Origin of the sequence: Corynebacterium striatum ATCC 6940, assembly GCF_000159135.1 — a bacterium.
In the GTDB taxonomy this organism is placed as follows: Bacteria; Actinomycetota; Actinomycetes; order Mycobacteriales; family Mycobacteriaceae; genus Corynebacterium; species Corynebacterium striatum.
In genome coordinates, this window is the sequence record NZ_GG667520.1 from 187,424 (window position 1) to 203,480 (window position 16,057).

Annotated in this window: 14 protein-coding genes; 9 read left to right on the forward strand and 5 right to left on the reverse strand. The window is 57.9% G+C overall.

Going from position 1 to position 16,057, the window contains the following annotated elements; translation table 11 throughout:
* On the reverse strand, positions 1-274 hold a 274-nt coding region (locus HMPREF0308_RS03165), incomplete at its 3' end, for a biotin/lipoyl-containing protein (protein ID WP_005528641.1).
* A gap of 161 nt (positions 275-435) precedes the next feature.
* Between HMPREF0308_RS03165 and HMPREF0308_RS13185 the strand changes: the two genes are divergently transcribed.
* Positions 436-855: an oxidoreductase gene (locus tag HMPREF0308_RS13185; RefSeq protein WP_080548596.1), complete on the forward strand. Its 420-nt coding sequence runs from the start codon at positions 436-438 to the stop codon at positions 853-855.
* Positions 856-964: 109 nt separating this feature from the next.
* Here HMPREF0308_RS13185 and HMPREF0308_RS03175 read toward each other — a convergent pair whose 3' ends face one another.
* On the reverse strand, positions 965-2,512 hold the full coding sequence (locus HMPREF0308_RS03175; RefSeq protein WP_005528643.1) for a leucyl aminopeptidase: 1,548 nt from the start codon (positions 2,510-2,512) through the stop codon (positions 965-967).
* A gap of 71 nt (positions 2,513-2,583) precedes the next feature.
* On the opposite strand from HMPREF0308_RS03175, the gene HMPREF0308_RS03180 reads away from it, so the two are divergent.
* Complete coding sequence (locus tag HMPREF0308_RS03180) at positions 2,584-3,681, forward strand: branched-chain amino acid aminotransferase (RefSeq protein ID WP_005528644.1); 1,098 nt, start codon at positions 2,584-2,586, stop codon at positions 3,679-3,681.
* 75 nt (positions 3,682-3,756) lie between these two features.
* Here the strand turns inward: HMPREF0308_RS03180 and HMPREF0308_RS03185 are convergent, their stop codons facing one another.
* Both HMPREF0308_RS03185 and HMPREF0308_RS03190 read right to left on the reverse strand, forming a co-directional pair.
* Positions 3,757-4,782 (reverse strand): nicotinate-nucleotide--dimethylbenzimidazole phosphoribosyltransferase, encoded by a 1,026-nt coding sequence (locus HMPREF0308_RS03185; protein ID WP_005528645.1) that lies wholly within the window; start codon positions 4,780-4,782, stop codon positions 3,757-3,759.
* Between the two features lie 30 nt (positions 4,783-4,812).
* Positions 4,813-5,529, reverse strand: coding sequence for a DUF3043 domain-containing protein (locus HMPREF0308_RS03190; protein ID WP_034656949.1), 717 nt, complete (start codon positions 5,527-5,529; stop codon positions 4,813-4,815).
* Positions 5,530-5,682: 153 nt separating this feature from the next.
* Between HMPREF0308_RS03190 and HMPREF0308_RS03195 the strand changes: the two genes are divergently transcribed.
* A complete protein-coding gene (locus tag HMPREF0308_RS03195) occupies positions 5,683-6,027 on the forward strand; it encodes a HesB/IscA family protein (protein WP_005528647.1) in 345 nt (114 codons plus the stop codon).
* Positions 6,028-6,227: 200 nt separating this feature from the next.
* Here HMPREF0308_RS03195 and asnB read toward each other — a convergent pair whose 3' ends face one another.
* Complete coding sequence (gene asnB, locus HMPREF0308_RS03200) at positions 6,228-8,150, reverse strand: asparagine synthase (glutamine-hydrolyzing) (protein WP_034656800.1); 1,923 nt, start codon at positions 8,148-8,150, stop codon at positions 6,228-6,230.
* A 410-nt stretch (positions 8,151-8,560) separates the two neighbouring features.
* Here asnB and ctaC point away from each other — a divergent pair, with 410 nt between their 5' ends.
* From ctaC to qcrB, 6 genes are all read left to right on the forward strand, one after another.
* On the forward strand, positions 8,561-9,637 hold the full coding sequence (ctaC, locus tag HMPREF0308_RS03205) for an aa3-type cytochrome oxidase subunit II (protein ID WP_005528651.1): 1,077 nt from the start codon (positions 8,561-8,563) through the stop codon (positions 9,635-9,637).
* Between the two features lie 22 nt (positions 9,638-9,659).
* A complete protein-coding gene (ctaF, locus tag HMPREF0308_RS03210) occupies positions 9,660-10,091 on the forward strand; it encodes an aa3-type cytochrome oxidase subunit IV (RefSeq protein WP_005528653.1) in 432 nt (143 codons plus the stop codon).
* A gap of 569 nt (positions 10,092-10,660) precedes the next feature.
* The gene (gene ctaE / locus HMPREF0308_RS03215) at positions 10,661-11,272 is read left to right on the forward strand and encodes an aa3-type cytochrome oxidase subunit III (RefSeq protein WP_428829069.1); all 612 of its coding nucleotides are present in this window, start codon (positions 10,661-10,663) and stop codon (positions 11,270-11,272) included.
* Positions 11,273-11,343: 71 nt separating this feature from the next.
* A complete protein-coding gene (qcrC, locus tag HMPREF0308_RS03220) occupies positions 11,344-12,231 on the forward strand; it encodes a cytochrome bc1 complex diheme cytochrome c subunit (protein WP_005528657.1) in 888 nt (295 codons plus the stop codon).
* A complete protein-coding gene (qcrA, locus tag HMPREF0308_RS03225) occupies positions 12,228-13,448 on the forward strand; it encodes a cytochrome bc1 complex Rieske iron-sulfur subunit (protein ID WP_005528659.1) in 1,221 nt (406 codons plus the stop codon). The genes qcrC and qcrA overlap by 4 nt, the downstream gene beginning before the upstream one ends.
* Positions 13,448-15,070 carry a cytochrome bc1 complex cytochrome b subunit gene (gene qcrB / locus HMPREF0308_RS03230; RefSeq protein WP_005528662.1) on the forward strand — a complete coding sequence of 541 codons (1,623 nt, stop codon included), beginning with the start codon at positions 13,448-13,450 and terminating at the stop codon, positions 15,068-15,070. The genes qcrA and qcrB overlap by 1 nt, the downstream gene beginning before the upstream one ends.
* Positions 15,071-16,057: the final 987 nt, after the last annotated feature.

A 16,057-nucleotide genomic window follows, 5' to 3' on the forward strand; every position in this document is an offset into this window, starting at 1 on the left:
GAGCGGAATCGTCGGAGGAATCGGAAGCAGACTCGCCCTCGTCACCGATGATGGCAATCACGGCACCGACGTCGACGGTGTCATCTTCCTCAGCCTTGATTTCGAGGATGGTACCCGCGACAGGGGATGGAATTTCGGTGTCGACCTTGTCGGTGGAGACCTCGAGCAAAGGCTCGTCGACCGCGACGGTATCGCCCACGGACTTCAGCCACTGGGTAATCGTGCCTTCGGTTACGGATTCGCCCAGTTCGGGCATCACAACGGAGTGTGCCATAAGTAATAAGACTCCTCGAAAGTCGGAATTGTTTAACGCTGGTCATTAATCCTACCGCGTGTCTAGTGTCAGCGCGCACATGTGGGTGTAGCCGTGCCTATAAGTGGGGGAGGGCGGGGGACTCAGGCATACAGCAAGACAGTTGAGTAAACTCGTAGGCTATGTTTAATCCCTTTCGACGAAACCGGTCTCAATCACAGCTGCGGCCCCCGCGGGCACCAGGAGAGACCATTCGGAAGGAAGATGCTCTAGCCCTGCAAGAGTGGGCGCGCGGACGCGTCTATATCGAGGCATTCGTGGAGCCGGAAACCGTGGTCAATGAGATGTCCGTGGTGGTCGTCGACGAGCACGGTGACTTTATCCGCCGCCGGATTGGCGGCCCCAAAGGAATTGACGCCGTAGCCAAGCTCTTGCAGTGCGACGTCTATGACGTAGAGGAGACGGGGTACCCCCAACGCATGCGCGAGCGGATCGAGCGCGAACGTATTCTGCGCAAGCGAGAAGAACAGCGCCAACGCAGGGAGCGCTTTGAGCGTGAACATGGCAGAGCTAAGGACAACCCAAACGATCCTTCCGCTTAGCGCTTAAAAATAAAGCTGACAAATAGAACGGCAAACGGCGAGTAGCTCCCGCAACCAATACGGTTGCCGGGCGCTAGTCGCCGTTTCTGTGTGTTACTGAGCTAGCAGATTACTTGGAAGCAATCTCGCGCAGCGTTGCCACGACAGTACGCACTGGCACGCCGGTGGCGCGCTTCGGGGTGTAGCCGCGAGGGCTGCCGTTGTTCCAAGACGGGCCAGCGACGTCGATGTGTGCCCACTCGATGCCTTCGCCGACGAACTTCTGCAGGTAGGTGCCTGCATACTCCATGCCGCCTTCGCGCTTGGCGTTGATGTTGCGGATATCCGCAGCCTGGGACTTGATTTCCTCGTCGTGCTCCTCCAGCAGCGGCATAGCCCAGGCGTTCTCGCCGACCTCACGGCCGATTTCCGCGATGCGGTCGCGGAAGATCTCAGAGCCCATGACACCAGCGGTACGGGTGCCCAGGGCGACGATCTGGGCGCCGGTCAGGGTAGCGGTTTCAATGAGGTAGTCCGGGTTGTCCTCAGACGCGCGAGCGATGGCGTCTGCCAGCACCAGACGGCCCTCGGCGTCGGTGTTGAGAACCTCAGAGGTGATTCCGCCGTAGTGGGTAATGACGTCACCCGGACGAGTAGCGCCGGAGCCCGGCATGTTCTCCGCGAATGGCAGGGTAGCGGTGATCTTCACTGGAATCTCCAACTTCGCAGCCGCGATGATGGCAGCAGCCATCGCAGCGGAGCCACCCATGTCAGAGATCATGTCCCACATACCGTTGCCCGGCTTCAGGGAAATGCCGCCGGTATCGAAGGTGATGCCCTTGCCCACCAAGGCCACGGAGGTTTTGGCCTTCTTCGGAGCCCAGGTCAGGCGCACCAAGCGAGGTGGGCGCTGAGAGCCCTTGCCCACGGAGATGATGCCGCCGAAGCCTTTCTTCTCCAGCTGCTTCTCATCGAGGACCTCAACCTCCAGACCAGCTGCCTCAGCCTCAGCGGTGATGAACTCAGCGTAGGTCTCTGGGTACAGGACGTTTGCCGGAGTGTTCACCAAGTCGCGGGCGAGGTTTACCGCCTCCGCGGTGATGCGAGCTGCCTCGAACTCTTCAGCCGTAGACTTGCCACCGATAACGGTGAAGGAAGCCGGTGCCTCAGCCTCGGAGGCTTCGGTGGAGCGGATGCCGCGGTAGGAGTAGCCGCCAAGGATAAGGCCCTCGACAGCGGCGCTAATGCCAAAGTCCGACAGCGTTGTGGCTACCGCACCAGCGCCAGCAAGAGCGCGTGCCGCAGCGCCCGCATTACGGCGCAGAATCTCGGCGTCGAGAAGCTCTGCGTCACCCAAGCCCACAGCAACGATGGTGGAAGCCGCAGCGTCCTTCGGTGCAGGGATGCGGGTAATCTCGCCCGCGCGACCGGTGGCGCCAACTGCAGCCAGGGCGTCGTAAGTAGCGCGCAGCGCATCCGGGCTCAGCAGGGCGCTGCCTGGTACCTCAAGCCCATCCTCGCCGGTAAATGTTGCGATAAGCAGGGCATCGACCTTCTTAGGGGCTTTCTTGGCCAATTCAACGGTGGGGAAGGTGCCACGGGCTGGCAGGGTAAACGCGGATTTTGCCACGGTTTCCTCCTTGCATTCGGGGGTGAATAGTTTTACCTCACTCACCATACCCTTAGTGTTGGCGTCGGTAATCTGCCCCTTTTCCTGCCTGGCTATAGATAAAGGAGTAGCCTGTGAGCATGTTGAACTACACCGTGACCCGCACTGAAAATCCCACCTCTCCTGAACGCCTAGCTGAGATTCTGGCGAACCCAGGCTTCGGCAAGCACTTCACCGATCACATGGTGACCATCGATTGGAACGAAGAACAGGGCTGGCACGACGCACAGGTGCGCCCGTACGAGCCGTTCAGCATGGACCCGGCCTCCAACGTTTTCCACTACGGCCAGGCGATCTTCGAGGGCATCAAGGCCTACCGTCAGCCGGATGGCTCTATCGCGACCTTCCGCCCGGAGGAGAACGCGCAGCGTCTCAACAACTCTGCTGAGCGCATGGCTATGCCGGCTCTGCCGGAGAGCGAGTTCGTCGAGTCCCTGCGTCAGCTGGTCGAGGTAGACAAGGACTGGACCCCTGAGGCTGGCGGTGAGGCTGCCCTCTACCTGCGTCCTTTCATGATCTCCACCGAGGTCTCCCTGGGCGTTCACCCGGCTAACTTTTACCGCTACATCGTTATCGCTTCCCCAGCAGGCGCCTACTTCGAGGGTGGCATCAAGCCGGTTTCGGTCTGGCTGTCCACTGACTACGTGCGCGCAGCACCGGGTGGTACCGGCGCGGCGAAGTTCGCCGGTAACTACGCAGCTTCCTTGCTTGCGCAGGCACAGGCTGCGGAGAAGGGCTGCGACCAGGTTGTCTGGCTCGATGCCATCGACCGCAAATACATCGAAGAGATGGGCGGCATGAACCTGGCCTTTATCTACGGCGAGGAAGGTGACCAGACTCTGGTCACCCCAGCCCTGTCGGGCTCCCTGCTGCCGGGCATTACCCGCAAGTCCCTGCTTGAGGTTGCACAGGACATGGGCCTGAAGGTTGAGGAGCGTCGCATCACCGCGCAGGAGTGGCGCGATGACGTTGCTTCCGGCGCCATGACCGAGGCCTTTGCTTGCGGTACCGCCGCAGTTATCACCCCGGTGGGCCACGTCTTGGGGGATGACGTGGACTTCGTCGTCAACAACAACGAGGCGGGCAAGACCACCTTGGCGCTGCGCGAGCGTCTGACCGGCATCCAGCGTGGTTCCGTAGAGGATACTCACGGCTGGCTGCACACGCTGACTAAGTAGCAAAATGAGATAAGGGAGGGCGCCGCGCTTGGCGACGCCCTCCCTTCCGCATGTTTTCCCACACGCTTCTCTGGGTTAGTCCTCGTATTCAGCCGCAGGGGCTTGTGATTCGTTGCTTTCTGCAGCGGCGAGGGCCGCGAGCTCGTCACCTGCCAGCTCAACCGCGGCGTCGATAAGCGGCACTGCACTTAACGCTGCAAGGCCTTGGCCGGCGCGCATCCTGAGCTCGAGCAACGGCTGCAACTTCAGCAGCTCAAGGGCCTTGATGTGGGAAGGCTCCGTGGTCGCGCTTGCCGCATAAAGCCAGTGCTTGACTCCGGGCGCCAGCTTTTCGGCATAGACGGCGGCGGTGGCGGTAAGGGGGCCGTCGATAAGCATCGGTGTTCGGCGCGCTGCCGCCTGGCACATAAAGCCCACCAGGGCAGCAAAGCTCGGTGAGGAGGCTGCCTTGATGACTTCGATGCCATCGAGATTGCGGATGCGGAACATTGCATCGCGGATGACGGTGACTTTGGTCTTCCACATTGCGTCGGTGGTTCCAGAACCCGGACCCACGATGACAACCGGCTCGGTGGCAGTGAAGTTGCCCATGAGAACGGCCGCCACGGAGGTGCCACCCACGCCGAGCTCGGCGGGGATGAGGAGATCGGCGCCGGCATCAATCTCTGCATCGGCCGTGGTCTGCCCAAGCGTGAAAGCGGCGTCGAACTTTTCAGTGCTCATTGCGGGCTCCACATCAATGGAGCCAGAAGGCGCGCACTCCACGACGTGGATGCTGGCGCCTGTGCGGCGTGCCATCGTGTGTGCAGGGCCTGCGCCCTCTGCGAGCTCGGTGAGCTGTTCGGCATCCGACTCTGGAGCGAATGCGGAGAGCCCAACGCCCTCAAAGGTGCGGGTAGCGATGCCGTGCGCGCCGGCAAACACGATGACGCGTGTGCGCTGTAGCGGCGCGGCAGGTGCTACGCCTTGGCAGGCGGCGAGCCAGCTTGCGACGTCATTGAGCGTGCCAAAAGAATCGCCGCGTACAGAGGTACTTAAGGCGTCTGCTACTGCGAGACGCGCCTGCTGATCCGGCCGTGGAACCGGAGTGATTTCAGGCATCACAACTCCTAAGCCTTGGGAAGAAGACGGTTAGACCGTAGCGCCGCGCTCAACGCGTGGCTTCGGGGTGCGCCACTTACGCGGCTGGGTTGCACGAGAATAAGCATAGAAGCCCAGTCCGAAACCTGCCTCGGTTGTGCCAGGGAACTTCAAACGCACCGAGTTGTTGCACTTGCGTGCCAGCCAAATGCCTTCGATAGCGAAGATTGCGATGAAGACCATAGAGATGATGGAGACCCAGTTGGCAAAGTTCGGGTTGTAGTTGCCCAGCAACATAACAACTAGCAGGACGATAGCTGCTGGCATTACCCACTCGTTGATGAACTTGCGGGAGTCAACCCAGTCACGTACGTAGCGGCGCACTTCACCCTTATCGCGGGGGAGGAGGTAGCGCTCGTCGCCACTTGCCATGCGCTCCTGTGCGACACGGTTCGCCTCACGGGATTCCTCACGCTCCTTGCGCTTATAAGCCTTCCACTCCTCCTTGGACATGGAAGCTTTGAGCTCCTTGCGGCGCTGGTAACGCTGCGCATCGGACATGGCGTTTGGATCGCGCTTTACGCCGCGGGCGATCTCTTGCTGATCACGCTTTGGCGTCGGGCGGCCCTTCGGCGGGGTGTAGCCCTTGCGGTGGGTTTCGGAGTGCTCTTCGCCGGCCCCGTGCTGTGCGGCGGAAGTATCCGCCTGCGATGCAGGGACAGCGGCGTCCTGGGACGCGTTTTCATCTTTTTGCCACGGAAGTTTCACGGTGATCAGACTACAAGGTTGGTAGTCAATAATGGGAATAGGCCCGCCGCCCATGACGTTGCAAGGAATGTAACCGAGGTCAACCTTTTCCCGATCACGCTGATCGGGGTAGGGTAGGGGCCAGAAAAACCCGTACTTATTTGAGGAGAAGACATGACCGCTCCAGCTTCCGCTACCGGTGTCATCCTGACTGAGGCAGCAGCCGCCAAGGCAAAGGCTCTGCTTGACCAGGAAGGCCGCGACGATCTAGCCCTGCGTATCGCTGTGCAGCCAGGCGGTTGCGCTGGCCTTCGCTACCAGCTTTACTTCGATGACCGCACACTCGACGGTGATAAGGTCGACACCGTCGGTGGCGTCAACCTCGTGGTGGACAAGATGTCCGTCCCTTACCTCACCGGTGCCAAGATCGACTTCGCTGACACCATCGAGTCCCAGGGCTTTACCATCGACAACCCGAACGCCGGCGGCTCCTGCGCTTGCGGTGACTCTTTCAACTAAATAGCGCTTTTATAGCGAAAGCGGGCTTGGAGGCAAGGTACCTTCCAAGCCCGCTTTGTCGTTTTATTCTTACTTCTTATTCTGCTTGGTTTCCCGCCTTCTTGGTTGATGACGTTGCCCATGCAAAAGGCTCTCCCCCTTACCCGGAGGTAATAGGGGAGAGCCTTCGAATAAACGTCAAAGTGACGAAACGCTCTGGCTTAGAGCTTTACGGGGTAGTCGCGCTGCTCGATCTGTGGATCGATGCGGTTTTCGACGAAAATGCCGTGCCAGATCATGAAGGACAGGACGGTCCACAGGCGGCGGGAGTGATCGGAGACGCCATCGCGGTGCTCCTTGAGCATCTCCAGGACTTCCTTCTTGTTGAAGATGTCCTCGGTCTGCGACTCGTTGATCTGGTCTTGTGCCCACCCGTAGAGCTCGTCGCCGGCCAGCCAGTGGCGCATCGGTACCGGGAAGCCCAGCTTCTTGCGGTGCAATACGTGCGGTGGAACGATCTGCTCCATGGCCTTGCGCAGCGCGTACTTGGTGGTGCCGTGGGAGATCTTCAGATCGTGTGGAATGGTTTCTGCGACCTTGAAGACTTCCTTGTCTAGGAACGGAACACGCAGCTCCAGGGAGTTGGCCATGTTCATCTTGTCTGCCTTGACCAGAATGTCACCACGCATCCACGTGAACAGATCCAGGTGCTGCATGCGGGCTACTGGATCGAAGTCACGGGACTGCGCGTAGATAGGTGCGGTCACCTCGCGGTGATCCCATTCTTCCTTGGCCCATGGGATGACGCGCTGCATCTGCTCGAAGTTGAAGGAGCGGGCGTTGCCGTAGTAGCGCTCCTCCATGGTCATAGAACCACGGTTGAGCAGCGACTTCCCCTTCATGCCCTCGGGAAGTACCTTGGAAAGCCGGCCTAGACCGCGACGCAGTGGGGATGGGATCTTTTCGAAAGGTGCCAGGGAAAGCGGCTCCTTATAAATGGTGTAACCGCCGAAGAGCTCGTCGGCGCCCTCGCCAGAAAGAACCACCTTGACGTGCTTGCGGGCTTCCTGCGCCACGAAGTACAGCGGGACCAAAGAAGGGTCCGCGACTGGATTGTCGAGGTACCACATGATCTTCGGGATCGCGGTGGCGTATTCCTCGGGGGAGACAATCTTGACAATGTGCTCCACGCCAATTGCCGCAGCGGACTCGGCGGCAACGTCCACCTCGGAGTAGCCCTCGCGCTCAAATCCGGTGGTGAAGGTGAGCAAGTCAGGGTTGTGGCGCTTGGCCAGTGTTGCGATGGCGGTGGAATCAATGCCGCCAGAAAGGAAGGAGCCTACGGTCACGTCTGCGCGCATGTGCTTCTCGACGGAGTCCTCGAGAGCTTTGGCGATCTTGTCGAAGAGCTGCTGCTCCTGACCCTGGGCAACCTTCTGTACTGGGAAGCGTGGCTTGAAGTAACGGTCGTTGACCACCTTCTGGCCCGGCTTTAACGTGACGGTGGAACCGGACTCAACGCGACGAATGTTGGCGTGTAGGGACTCTGGCTCCGGCACGTACTGCAGATCGATGTAGTGCTCGATAGCGCGCTTGTCTAGGCTCAGGTCTAGACCGAGCGGCTCCGCCATTTCAAGGATGCACTTCATTTCGGAAGCGAAGATGGTGCCTGCATCCGTGGTTGCGTAATAGAGCGGCTTGATGCCGAATTGATCGCGGGCTGCGAACATCGTCTTGGTTTCGGTATCCCAAATGACGAAGCCGAACATGCCACGCAGGTGGTTGACCACGTCTTCACCCCAGTGGTGGTAGCCCACGACGATCGGCTCACCATCGCCCTCGGTGTTGAACTTCAGGCCAGCAGCGCTAAGTTCTTCACGCAGCTCGATGTAGTTGTAAATTTCGCCGTTAAAGGTGAGGGCGTAGCGCTCTGGGTTATTTTCTGGTCCCCAGCGAAGTGGCTGGTGGGAGTGCTCAAGGTCGATGATGGAAAGACGGTTGAAACCGAAGGCCGCATCTTCGTCATGCCAGGTGCCGGCGGCATCTGGGCCACGGTGGCGCATGCACTGAAGGGACTGTTCAAGGGCGTCTACGTACTCGGCCGCATTGTGGTTAGCGGTCAATAGTCCGCAAAGTCCGCACATAGTGTGGTTGCTCCTTATTAATGAAGGGTATTTTTCTTCCGACCACTTTACGGCGCGAAGGGGCAAAAGCAGGAACGCGCGCCGAGTTGGCAGCTTCATCTCAGGCTTCATAAAGCTGAAAGGGCAGAGGTGGCGTGAGCTTACCCTTTAGGGTGCGAACTTTCGGATGATGCAGACACCGGCGCTTTGTGAATTGGGTCATAGATGAAGGGGGTCTATAGGGGGCTTGGTTGGGCCCTTATGCAGGTGGGCCGGTAACATTCACAGCGTTCTTTGCTTGCAGAGCTTAAAAGCAAGAGTTTGTGGACTCCGAAAAGGTAAGAAACGCAGGCTCCATCCACTATCCTGATTGGATAGGAATGCTCTGTGAGTATTCGAGAAGTTTGTGTGGACAGAAAGGCAGAACACACGTGGGACAGCGTAAGCAGCGCAACTTTGCTCGCAAGGCGGGCCTAGCTGGCGCAATCGCTCTTGGTGGCTTTGCATTGGCCGGTTGTGACGTGAAAGCTCCAACCGCCGTTGAGAACCTCTTGGGCTTTGGTTGGCCAAAGGGTATTACCCCTGAGGCAGAGTCCATGTACAACTTCTGGATTTGGGTCTGGGTTGCAGCATGGATTATCGGTTTTATCATGTGGGGCTTGTTCCTCATTGCCATCTTCAACTGGAACGCGAAGAAGGCTGAGAAGGACGGAAAGGGTGAGTTCCCGAAGCAGCTGCAGTACAACGTGCCGCTGGAGATGGTGCTGACCATCGTTCCGATCCTCATCATCATGGGCCTGTTCTTCTTCACTGTTCAGGCGCAGCAGAAGGTTACTGCCCTGGATAAGAACCCAGAGGTTACCGTCGATGTCACCGCTTACCAGTGGAACTGGAAGTTCGGTTACGCCGAGAACAAGGTTGATGGCCAGAACTACAACGGCGAAGACGTCGAGCGTAAGAAGCTGGCGGAAGAGTCTGCTATTGACCCTGAGGGCGTAAAGAACCCGAACCCAATTCACGGCAAGTCCATGGGTGATCTCTCCTACCTGAACTTCAACAAGATTGAAACCGTCGGTACCACCGAGGAGGTTCCAGTTCTGGTTCTTCCTTCTGGGACTCCGATTGAGTTCCGTCTCGCTTCCGGTGACGTCTCCCACTCCTTCTGGGTTCCGGAATTCCTCTTCAAGCGAGACGCCTACGCACACCCTGAGGCAAACGCTCAGGAGCGTCGTTTCCAGATTGAAGAAATCGCCGAGGAAGGCGCATTTGTTGGCCGTTGTGCTGAGATGTGCGGTACCTACCACGCCATGATGAACTTCGAGATTCGCGTCGTTAGCCGCGAAGACTTCAATAAGTACCTCACCTTCCGTGAGCAGAACCCGGAGGCAACCAACGCTGAGGCTCTTGAGCACATCGGCCAGGAACCGTATGCAGTGACCACCTCTCCGTTCAACTCTCAGCGCGATACCCGCGACGGTGACAACTTTGTTGGCACCCCGAAGGCATAAGTAGAAAAGGACTGAATTCACAATGCGTGCAACATCTAAGGTCTTCTACTCGATTGCGACCTACCTATTCGTATCCCTCGTGATCTACGTCCTGGGCGTTAACTTCGTTAAGGATGATGGCTACCTCTACGGCCCCGAGTGGGCAGGCATCGTAGGTTTGGTTCTTGCCTTCCTACTCTGTGTCATGCTTGGCGTATACCTCAGCTTTACCGACTCCCGCGTCGACGTCGCTCCTGAGGACTGGGAAGAGGCAGAGGCTGAGGACGGCGCTGGCATCCTCGGCTTCTTCTCCCCGGGTTCCATCTGGCCGCTGGCTATGACCGGCTCCATCGCCCTGCTGGGTCTTGGCATCATCTTCCTGTACTTCTGGTTGATTGTGCTCGGCGCTGCCTGCCTGGTAGCTTCCGTTACTGGTCTGTCCCTGCAGTACGGTCTGCCGAAGGAAAAGCACTAAGCTTTTCGTGAGCGTCGGAACAAGCTTCACGACGCCCGCCTGAAACTTCTCGCGTCCCCCATCGCATAAGCGGTGGGGGACTTTGGCGATCTTGCGTCGGCTAGACGCCAAAAAAGTTCCCGAAGGTCCCAAAAATTTTCGAAGATGCTCGCCAGTGGGGGAGAGCGGGCCGTGAAACTAATGGGTATACGTAGCGCTTTTGGGGAAGTAATAGCACGTGAGGGCTATTTTTTACGGGGGTCAACCGAAAGTTGGAAACCTGCGATTTTAACCTGAAGCACCTTTGTGATTTATATCATTGAACTTCCTCTTCAAACTGGTTGCAAAGGGTGGGTGAAGGTCTCAACTTTTGGGGCGTAAATTTGACCTGGTTAGGTATGGGTCGTTCAAAAGCTTGTTTACCTGCAGGGATGAGGCGTCGTAAAGCGCGCTCAAAAGTTCCCGCTAAACCGTATTTTTTCCAGATTGGGAACATTCTGGCAGTGGGCTGCAAAGGGGGTGGGAGGCGGTTGGGAAAATCGGGGGGAATAGAAGTGACTTCAGGGTTCTGACCGGCCATACTGTTAAGCGTGACGAGCGTAGTTTCAAACCAAGGTATGGCAGCACCACGTGTTGCCGCGCTGAACCGACCCAACATGGTCAGCGTGGGCACCATCGTGTTCCTGTCTCAGGAATTGATGTTCTTTGCCGGACTGTTCGCGATGTGGTTCACATCCCGCGCGAACGGCCAGGAAGGCGACTGGGCGGAGCATACCGCTCATATCAACGTGCCGATGGGCTTTCTCATTACGGCAGTGCTGATTACGTCTTCCGTGACCTCTCAGTTCGGCGTTTTCGCAGCAGAAAGAGGTGACGTATACAAGCTCCGACTCTGGTACTCAGTGACTTTGCTGTTGGGTGTTGTCTTCTTGGGCATCATGGCATTTGAATGGACAGAGTTGATCATTCACGGTGTGACTATCCAGTCCAGCGTTTTTGGTTCGGTCTTCTACATTCTGACCGGCTTCCACGCTGCACACGTGACCGCGGGTCTTATTTCGTTCGCGATCATTTTGGCGCGTATCGCTAAGTCCAAGTTCACGCCTGCACAGGCAACCGCAGCGATGGCAGTGTCTTACTACTGGCACTTCGTCGACGTTGTCTGGATCGGCGTGTTCGTAGTCATCTACCTAGTCCAGTAGGCCGTAGGAGCCCGGGAGCAGGCTCTCGGCCTACAGCCATCCATTTCCGTGTACGAGTTATCTAAAGGAAAATGATGGATAACATCCAGCAGACCGCCGCAGTGGAAGAGACCACTGCCGCGGCTAAGAAGACCCGCCGTCGCCGTAAGGCGAAGCGCACTCTTGCCGGCGCCTTCGCACTGAGCATCGGCCTGACTGGCGCTGGTGTCCTGGCTTCTGCCTTGACCCCGGATGCGCAGATCGCCACGGCTCAAAAAGATGACCAGGCTCTCATCCAAGAGGGTAAGGACATCTACGATGTCGCTTGTATTACTTGCCACGGTGCAAACCTTCAGGGTATTGAGGGCCGCGGTCCTTCCCTCGTAGGTGTCGGCGCCGGATCCGTGTACTTCCAGGTTCATTCTGGTCGTATGCCGATGATGTCTAACGACGCACAAGCAGAGCGCAAGACCCCGCGCTATACCGAGCAGCAGACTCTGGCACTGGCTGCATACGTCGCTGCGAACGGCGGCGGCGCAGACATCGTCTACAACGAAGACGGCACCGTCGCGCAGGAATCTCTCCGTGGCGCTAACTACAACGGCCAGATTCAGGCCGAGGACGTAGCTAAGGGCTCCGAGCTGTTCCGCATGAACTGTGCATCCTGCCACAACTTCACCGGCCAGGGCGGCGCGCTGTCCTCCGGTAAGTACGCTCCGCCGCTGGCTCCGGCCAACGAGCAGGAGATCTACCAGGCAATGCTGACCGGTCCGCAGAACATGCCTAAGTTCTCCGACCGCCAGCTGACCGCAGACGAGAAGAAGGACATCATCGCCTACCTCAAGTCTGCAAAGGAAACCCCGTCTCCGGCTGGTTGGGACCTCGGTGGTCTCGGACCAGTTGCTGAGGGTCTTGCAATGTGGATCATCGGCATCAGCGCTCTGTGCGTTGCCGCTATGTGGATTGGATCGCGCTCATGAGCAATGTAAAGAAGAACTACACCGACGCTGAGCTCGACAAGATGAGCAATGACGAGCTGGCTGCCCTCGGCACCGAGCTCGACGACGTAACCGTTGCATTCCGTAAGGAGCGCTTCCCGGTCGAAGGCGACCCAGCTGAAAAGCGTGCCGCCACCAACGTAACCATCTGGTTGCTGATTTCGGTCATCGCAGGCCTTGCCTTCTTGGGCGTATACCTGTTCTGGCCGTGGCAGTACAAGATGCTGGGTGAAGACGGCCTCTGGGGTCACACCCTGTACACCCCATTGCTGGGTGCTACCTCTGGCCTGGCCATCATGGCCTTGGGCTTCGCAATCGTGCAGTACGTCAAGAAGATTCTGCCGGAAGAGATTTCCGTGCAGCGTCGTCACGACGGTCCTTCCGAGGAAGTTGACCGCCGTACCCTTACTGCACTGCTCAACGACTCGTGGAAGACCTCCACTCTGGGTCGCCGCAGCACCATCAAGGGTCTGCTTGGCGGTGCCGGCGTTCTGTTCGGTTTGACTGTTATTGCTCCGCTTGGCGGCGCGGTTAACAACCCGTGGAAGAAGCGCCACGACCTGAACTACGCAGGTGACGGTACCCTGTGGACCTCCGGTTGGACGATGCACGAGAAGGGCGTCAAGCTCTACCTGGCACGTGATACCTCCACTATTGCTGAAAAGCACGAGGGCGAGTCCGGTACTCACTACACCACTCGTGGCCTTGCTCGCCTCGTTCGCGTACGTCCTGAGGACCTCGCTGCCGGCGGCATGGAGACTGTTTTCCCGCTCGCTGCGGAAGACGTCAACGATGGTGACCTGTGGTCTGAGGATAAGGACGTCTACGAGAACCACATGCACTCCATTCACGGCAACCGTAACGCCGTGATGCTCATCCGCCTGCGTCACTCCGATGCGCAGAAGGCTATTGAGCGTGCTGGTCAGGAAGACTTCCACTACGGCGATTACTACGCCTACTCCAAGATCTGTACCCACATTGGTTGCCCGACCTCTCTGTACGAGGCTCAGACCAACCGCATTCTCTGCCCGTGCCACCAGTCGCAGTTCGACGCTTTGCACTACGGTAAGCCGGTCTTCGGACCTGCTGCTCGTGCACTGCCACAGCTGCCGATCGGCGTGGACGAAGAGGGCTACCTCGTTGCCAAAGGTAACTTCATTGAGCCTGTCGGACCTGCATTCTGGGAGCGTAAGTCATAATGAGTAACAAACTTGCCAAGATGGGCAACAACATGGATTCGCGCTACTCCGCCGCCGGAGTTCTGCGAACCCAGCTGAACAAGGTCTTTCCGACCCACTGGTCCTTCATGCTCGGTGAGATGGCTCTATACAGCTTCATCATCCTGCTGTTGACCGGTATCTACCTGGCACTGTTCTTCGATCCTTCCATCACGAAGGTCATCTACGACGGTGCGTACACCCCGCTGAACGGCGTCGAGATGTCTCGCGCATATGCAACGGCGCTTGACCTCTCCTTCGAGGTTCGCGGTGGTCTGTTTGTCCGCCAGATGCACCACTGGGCAGCACTCATGTTCATGATGTCCATGGTTGCTCACATGCTCCGCATCTTCTTCACCGGTGCGTTCCGTCGCCCGCGTGAGGCCAACTGGATCATCGGTTGTGCACTGATTCTCTTGGGCATGGTCGAGGGCTTCCTCGGCTACTCTCTCCCGGACGATCTGCTCTCCGGCGTTGGTCTGCGAATCATGTCCGCTATCATCCTGGGCCTGCCTATCATCGGCACCTGGCTGCACTGGGCAATCTTCGGCGGCGACTTCCCGTCCGACCTCATGCTGGACCGTTTCTACATCCTGCACGTTCTGGTTATCCCGGGCATCATCCTGGGCCTGGTTGCCGCTCACCTCATCATGGTTTGGTTCCAGAAGCACACCCAGTTCCCTGGACCGGGTCGCGCTGAGAACAACGTTGTTGGTGTCCGCATTATGCCGGTCTTCGCTACGAAGGCAATCGGCATGGGCATGATGGTGGCTGGCGTTCTGGCCCTGATGTCTGGTCTGCTGACCATTAACGCCATCTGGCTGCTTGGCCCGTACAACCCGTCTCAGGTCTCCGCTGGTTCCCAGCCGGATATCTACATGCTGTGGACTGACGGTGTTGCTCGTGTCATGCCGGCATGGGAGCTGTACCTCGGCAACTACACCATTCCTTCCGCATTCTGGGTTGCACTGCTTTGTGGTGCGATGGTCGTCCTGCTGTTCGCTTACCCATTCCTTGAGAAGAAGTTCACTGGCGACGACGCTCACCACAACCTGCTGCAGCGTCCTCGTGACGTTCCGGTTCGCTCCGCTATCGGCGCAATGGCAATCACCTTCTTCCTGCTGGTGACCCTGTCCGGTGGTAACGACCACGTCGCACACTTCTTCCAGATCTCGCTGAACGCAATGACCTGGGTTGGTCGTATCGGCCTCATCGTCTTGCCTCCAATCGCTTACTTCATGACGTACCGCATCTGCGTTGGTCTGCAGCGTTCCGACCGCGAGGTCCTGGAGCACGGCATCGAGACCGGTGTTATCAAGCAGCTGCCGAATGGTGCCTTCATCGAGGTCCACCAGCCGCTTGGCCCGGTCGACGAGCACGGCCACCCAGTTCCGCTGGAGTACGCTGGCGCGCAAGTCCCGAAGCAGCTCAACCAGCTTGGCTTCGCTGACGCCGAGACCCAAGGCATCTTCGCTCCGGACGACGCCGCTCTCATGCACCGCGTACACGAGATTCACGAAGAGAACCATGCCGAAGAGGCAGAGATGTACCGTCGTCTAAACGAGGCTAACCGCCGCGATGACGAAGAGAACGGCCGCATCTAAGCCCTCCTTTAAGGGTTAGCGCCCGAAACTCGCTCACAACCCCCGTCTCCTCCTTTATAGGAAGTAGAGATGGGGGTTTCGCGATCCTGTTGGAAGACCTAGCGGTTGTTTCCTAGATTGGTTCCCTGGTCGGCTATCAAGGCGTGTAGGGGCGGGCGTTAAGGGGAGCTGGCACCGGGGTGCAATATCTGTTATCTCCGTTGGAGCATTCTGGCGCCACGATGGCTTTAGGCGCGCCCTAAGCGCTGTCTGCTGGAGTGAGGAGCCTTCTAGACAAGTTGTGGGATCGATCAGGTGGTGAGAATCAGGAATTGTCGGGAAATTCCCTTCGAGGATAGATAAGAGAAGCCTTTGAAAAGCGCCGGCAGTTCTTGCCTAGTTATGCCTCTATGCATCGCTGGCAGGGGTGCTGAATCCAGTGTGCAGATTTAGTCCTATATAGGAAGGGTTTTAAGTTCTTACGAGGTTGCCATCGTGTGGGCGTGCTTTGCTTTTGCTACTGTACGCTGTTTGCTTACATATAAGGAACTAAAGGAAGACTCGGAGTAAGCAGGGGAGTGTGCCCGCCGCAGATTGCCCTTGTGGCGGATATTGACACGAGTCGACTTTTAGAATCGGCTTCAAGGGCTTGTCACGTGATTCCGGGACTGTGTCTTGGTTAGCGCGGGGTACAGCGTCCTAAGGCGGCTATAGCGGCGTTGCTAACTGTCAAACCGAGCGGTGTGGCGTTCTCTGACACCGACCTGACGTTGATTACGGCTCGTGGATTCTCATTTAAGTCTGCTATTTAGGATGCTGATCTTGGCCGTTTTCGGGGCGAGTTTAGAGTGAAAGTTGTTGTTCTAGCGCCTTGTGTGAGTTCGTTTAGTCACTGTGTGTCGAAGTTCACAAAATACATTTTTTCAACGATTTGAAGCTTCAATCTTTGATGATATGTGTGCAATCTTAGGTGTGGCGAAGTGTGGCATTGTCGCAGGTGGGAGATTG

Excerpts from the sequence above, each read along its gene's own strand:
- qcrA (WP_005528659.1), top strand. The coding sequence starts at position 12,228 with ATGAGCAATGTAAAGAAGAACTACACCGACGCTGAGCTCGACAAGATG.
- qcrC (WP_005528657.1), top strand. The coding sequence starts at position 11,344 with ATGATGGATAACATCCAGCAGACCGCCGCAGTGGAAGAGACCACTGCC.
- ctaF (WP_005528653.1), top strand. The coding sequence starts at position 9,660 with ATGCGTGCAACATCTAAGGTCTTCTACTCGATTGCGACCTACCTATTC.
- HMPREF0308_RS13185 (WP_080548596.1), top strand. The coding sequence starts at position 436 with ATGTTTAATCCCTTTCGACGAAACCGGTCTCAATCACAGCTGCGGCCC.
- HMPREF0308_RS03175 (WP_005528643.1), bottom strand. The coding sequence starts at position 2,512 with ATGGTGAGTGAGGTAAAACTATTCACCCCCGAATGCAAGGAGGAAACC.
- qcrB (WP_005528662.1), top strand. The coding sequence starts at position 13,448 with ATGAGTAACAAACTTGCCAAGATGGGCAACAACATGGATTCGCGCTAC.
- asnB (WP_034656800.1), bottom strand. The coding sequence starts at position 8,150 with ATGTGCGGACTTTGCGGACTATTGACCGCTAACCACAATGCGGCCGAG.
- HMPREF0308_RS03195 (WP_005528647.1), top strand. The coding sequence starts at position 5,683 with ATGACCGCTCCAGCTTCCGCTACCGGTGTCATCCTGACTGAGGCAGCA.
- HMPREF0308_RS03180 (WP_005528644.1), top strand. The coding sequence starts at position 2,584 with ATGTTGAACTACACCGTGACCCGCACTGAAAATCCCACCTCTCCTGAA.
- HMPREF0308_RS03185 (WP_005528645.1), bottom strand. The coding sequence starts at position 4,782 with ATGCCTGAAATCACTCCGGTTCCACGGCCGGATCAGCAGGCGCGTCTC.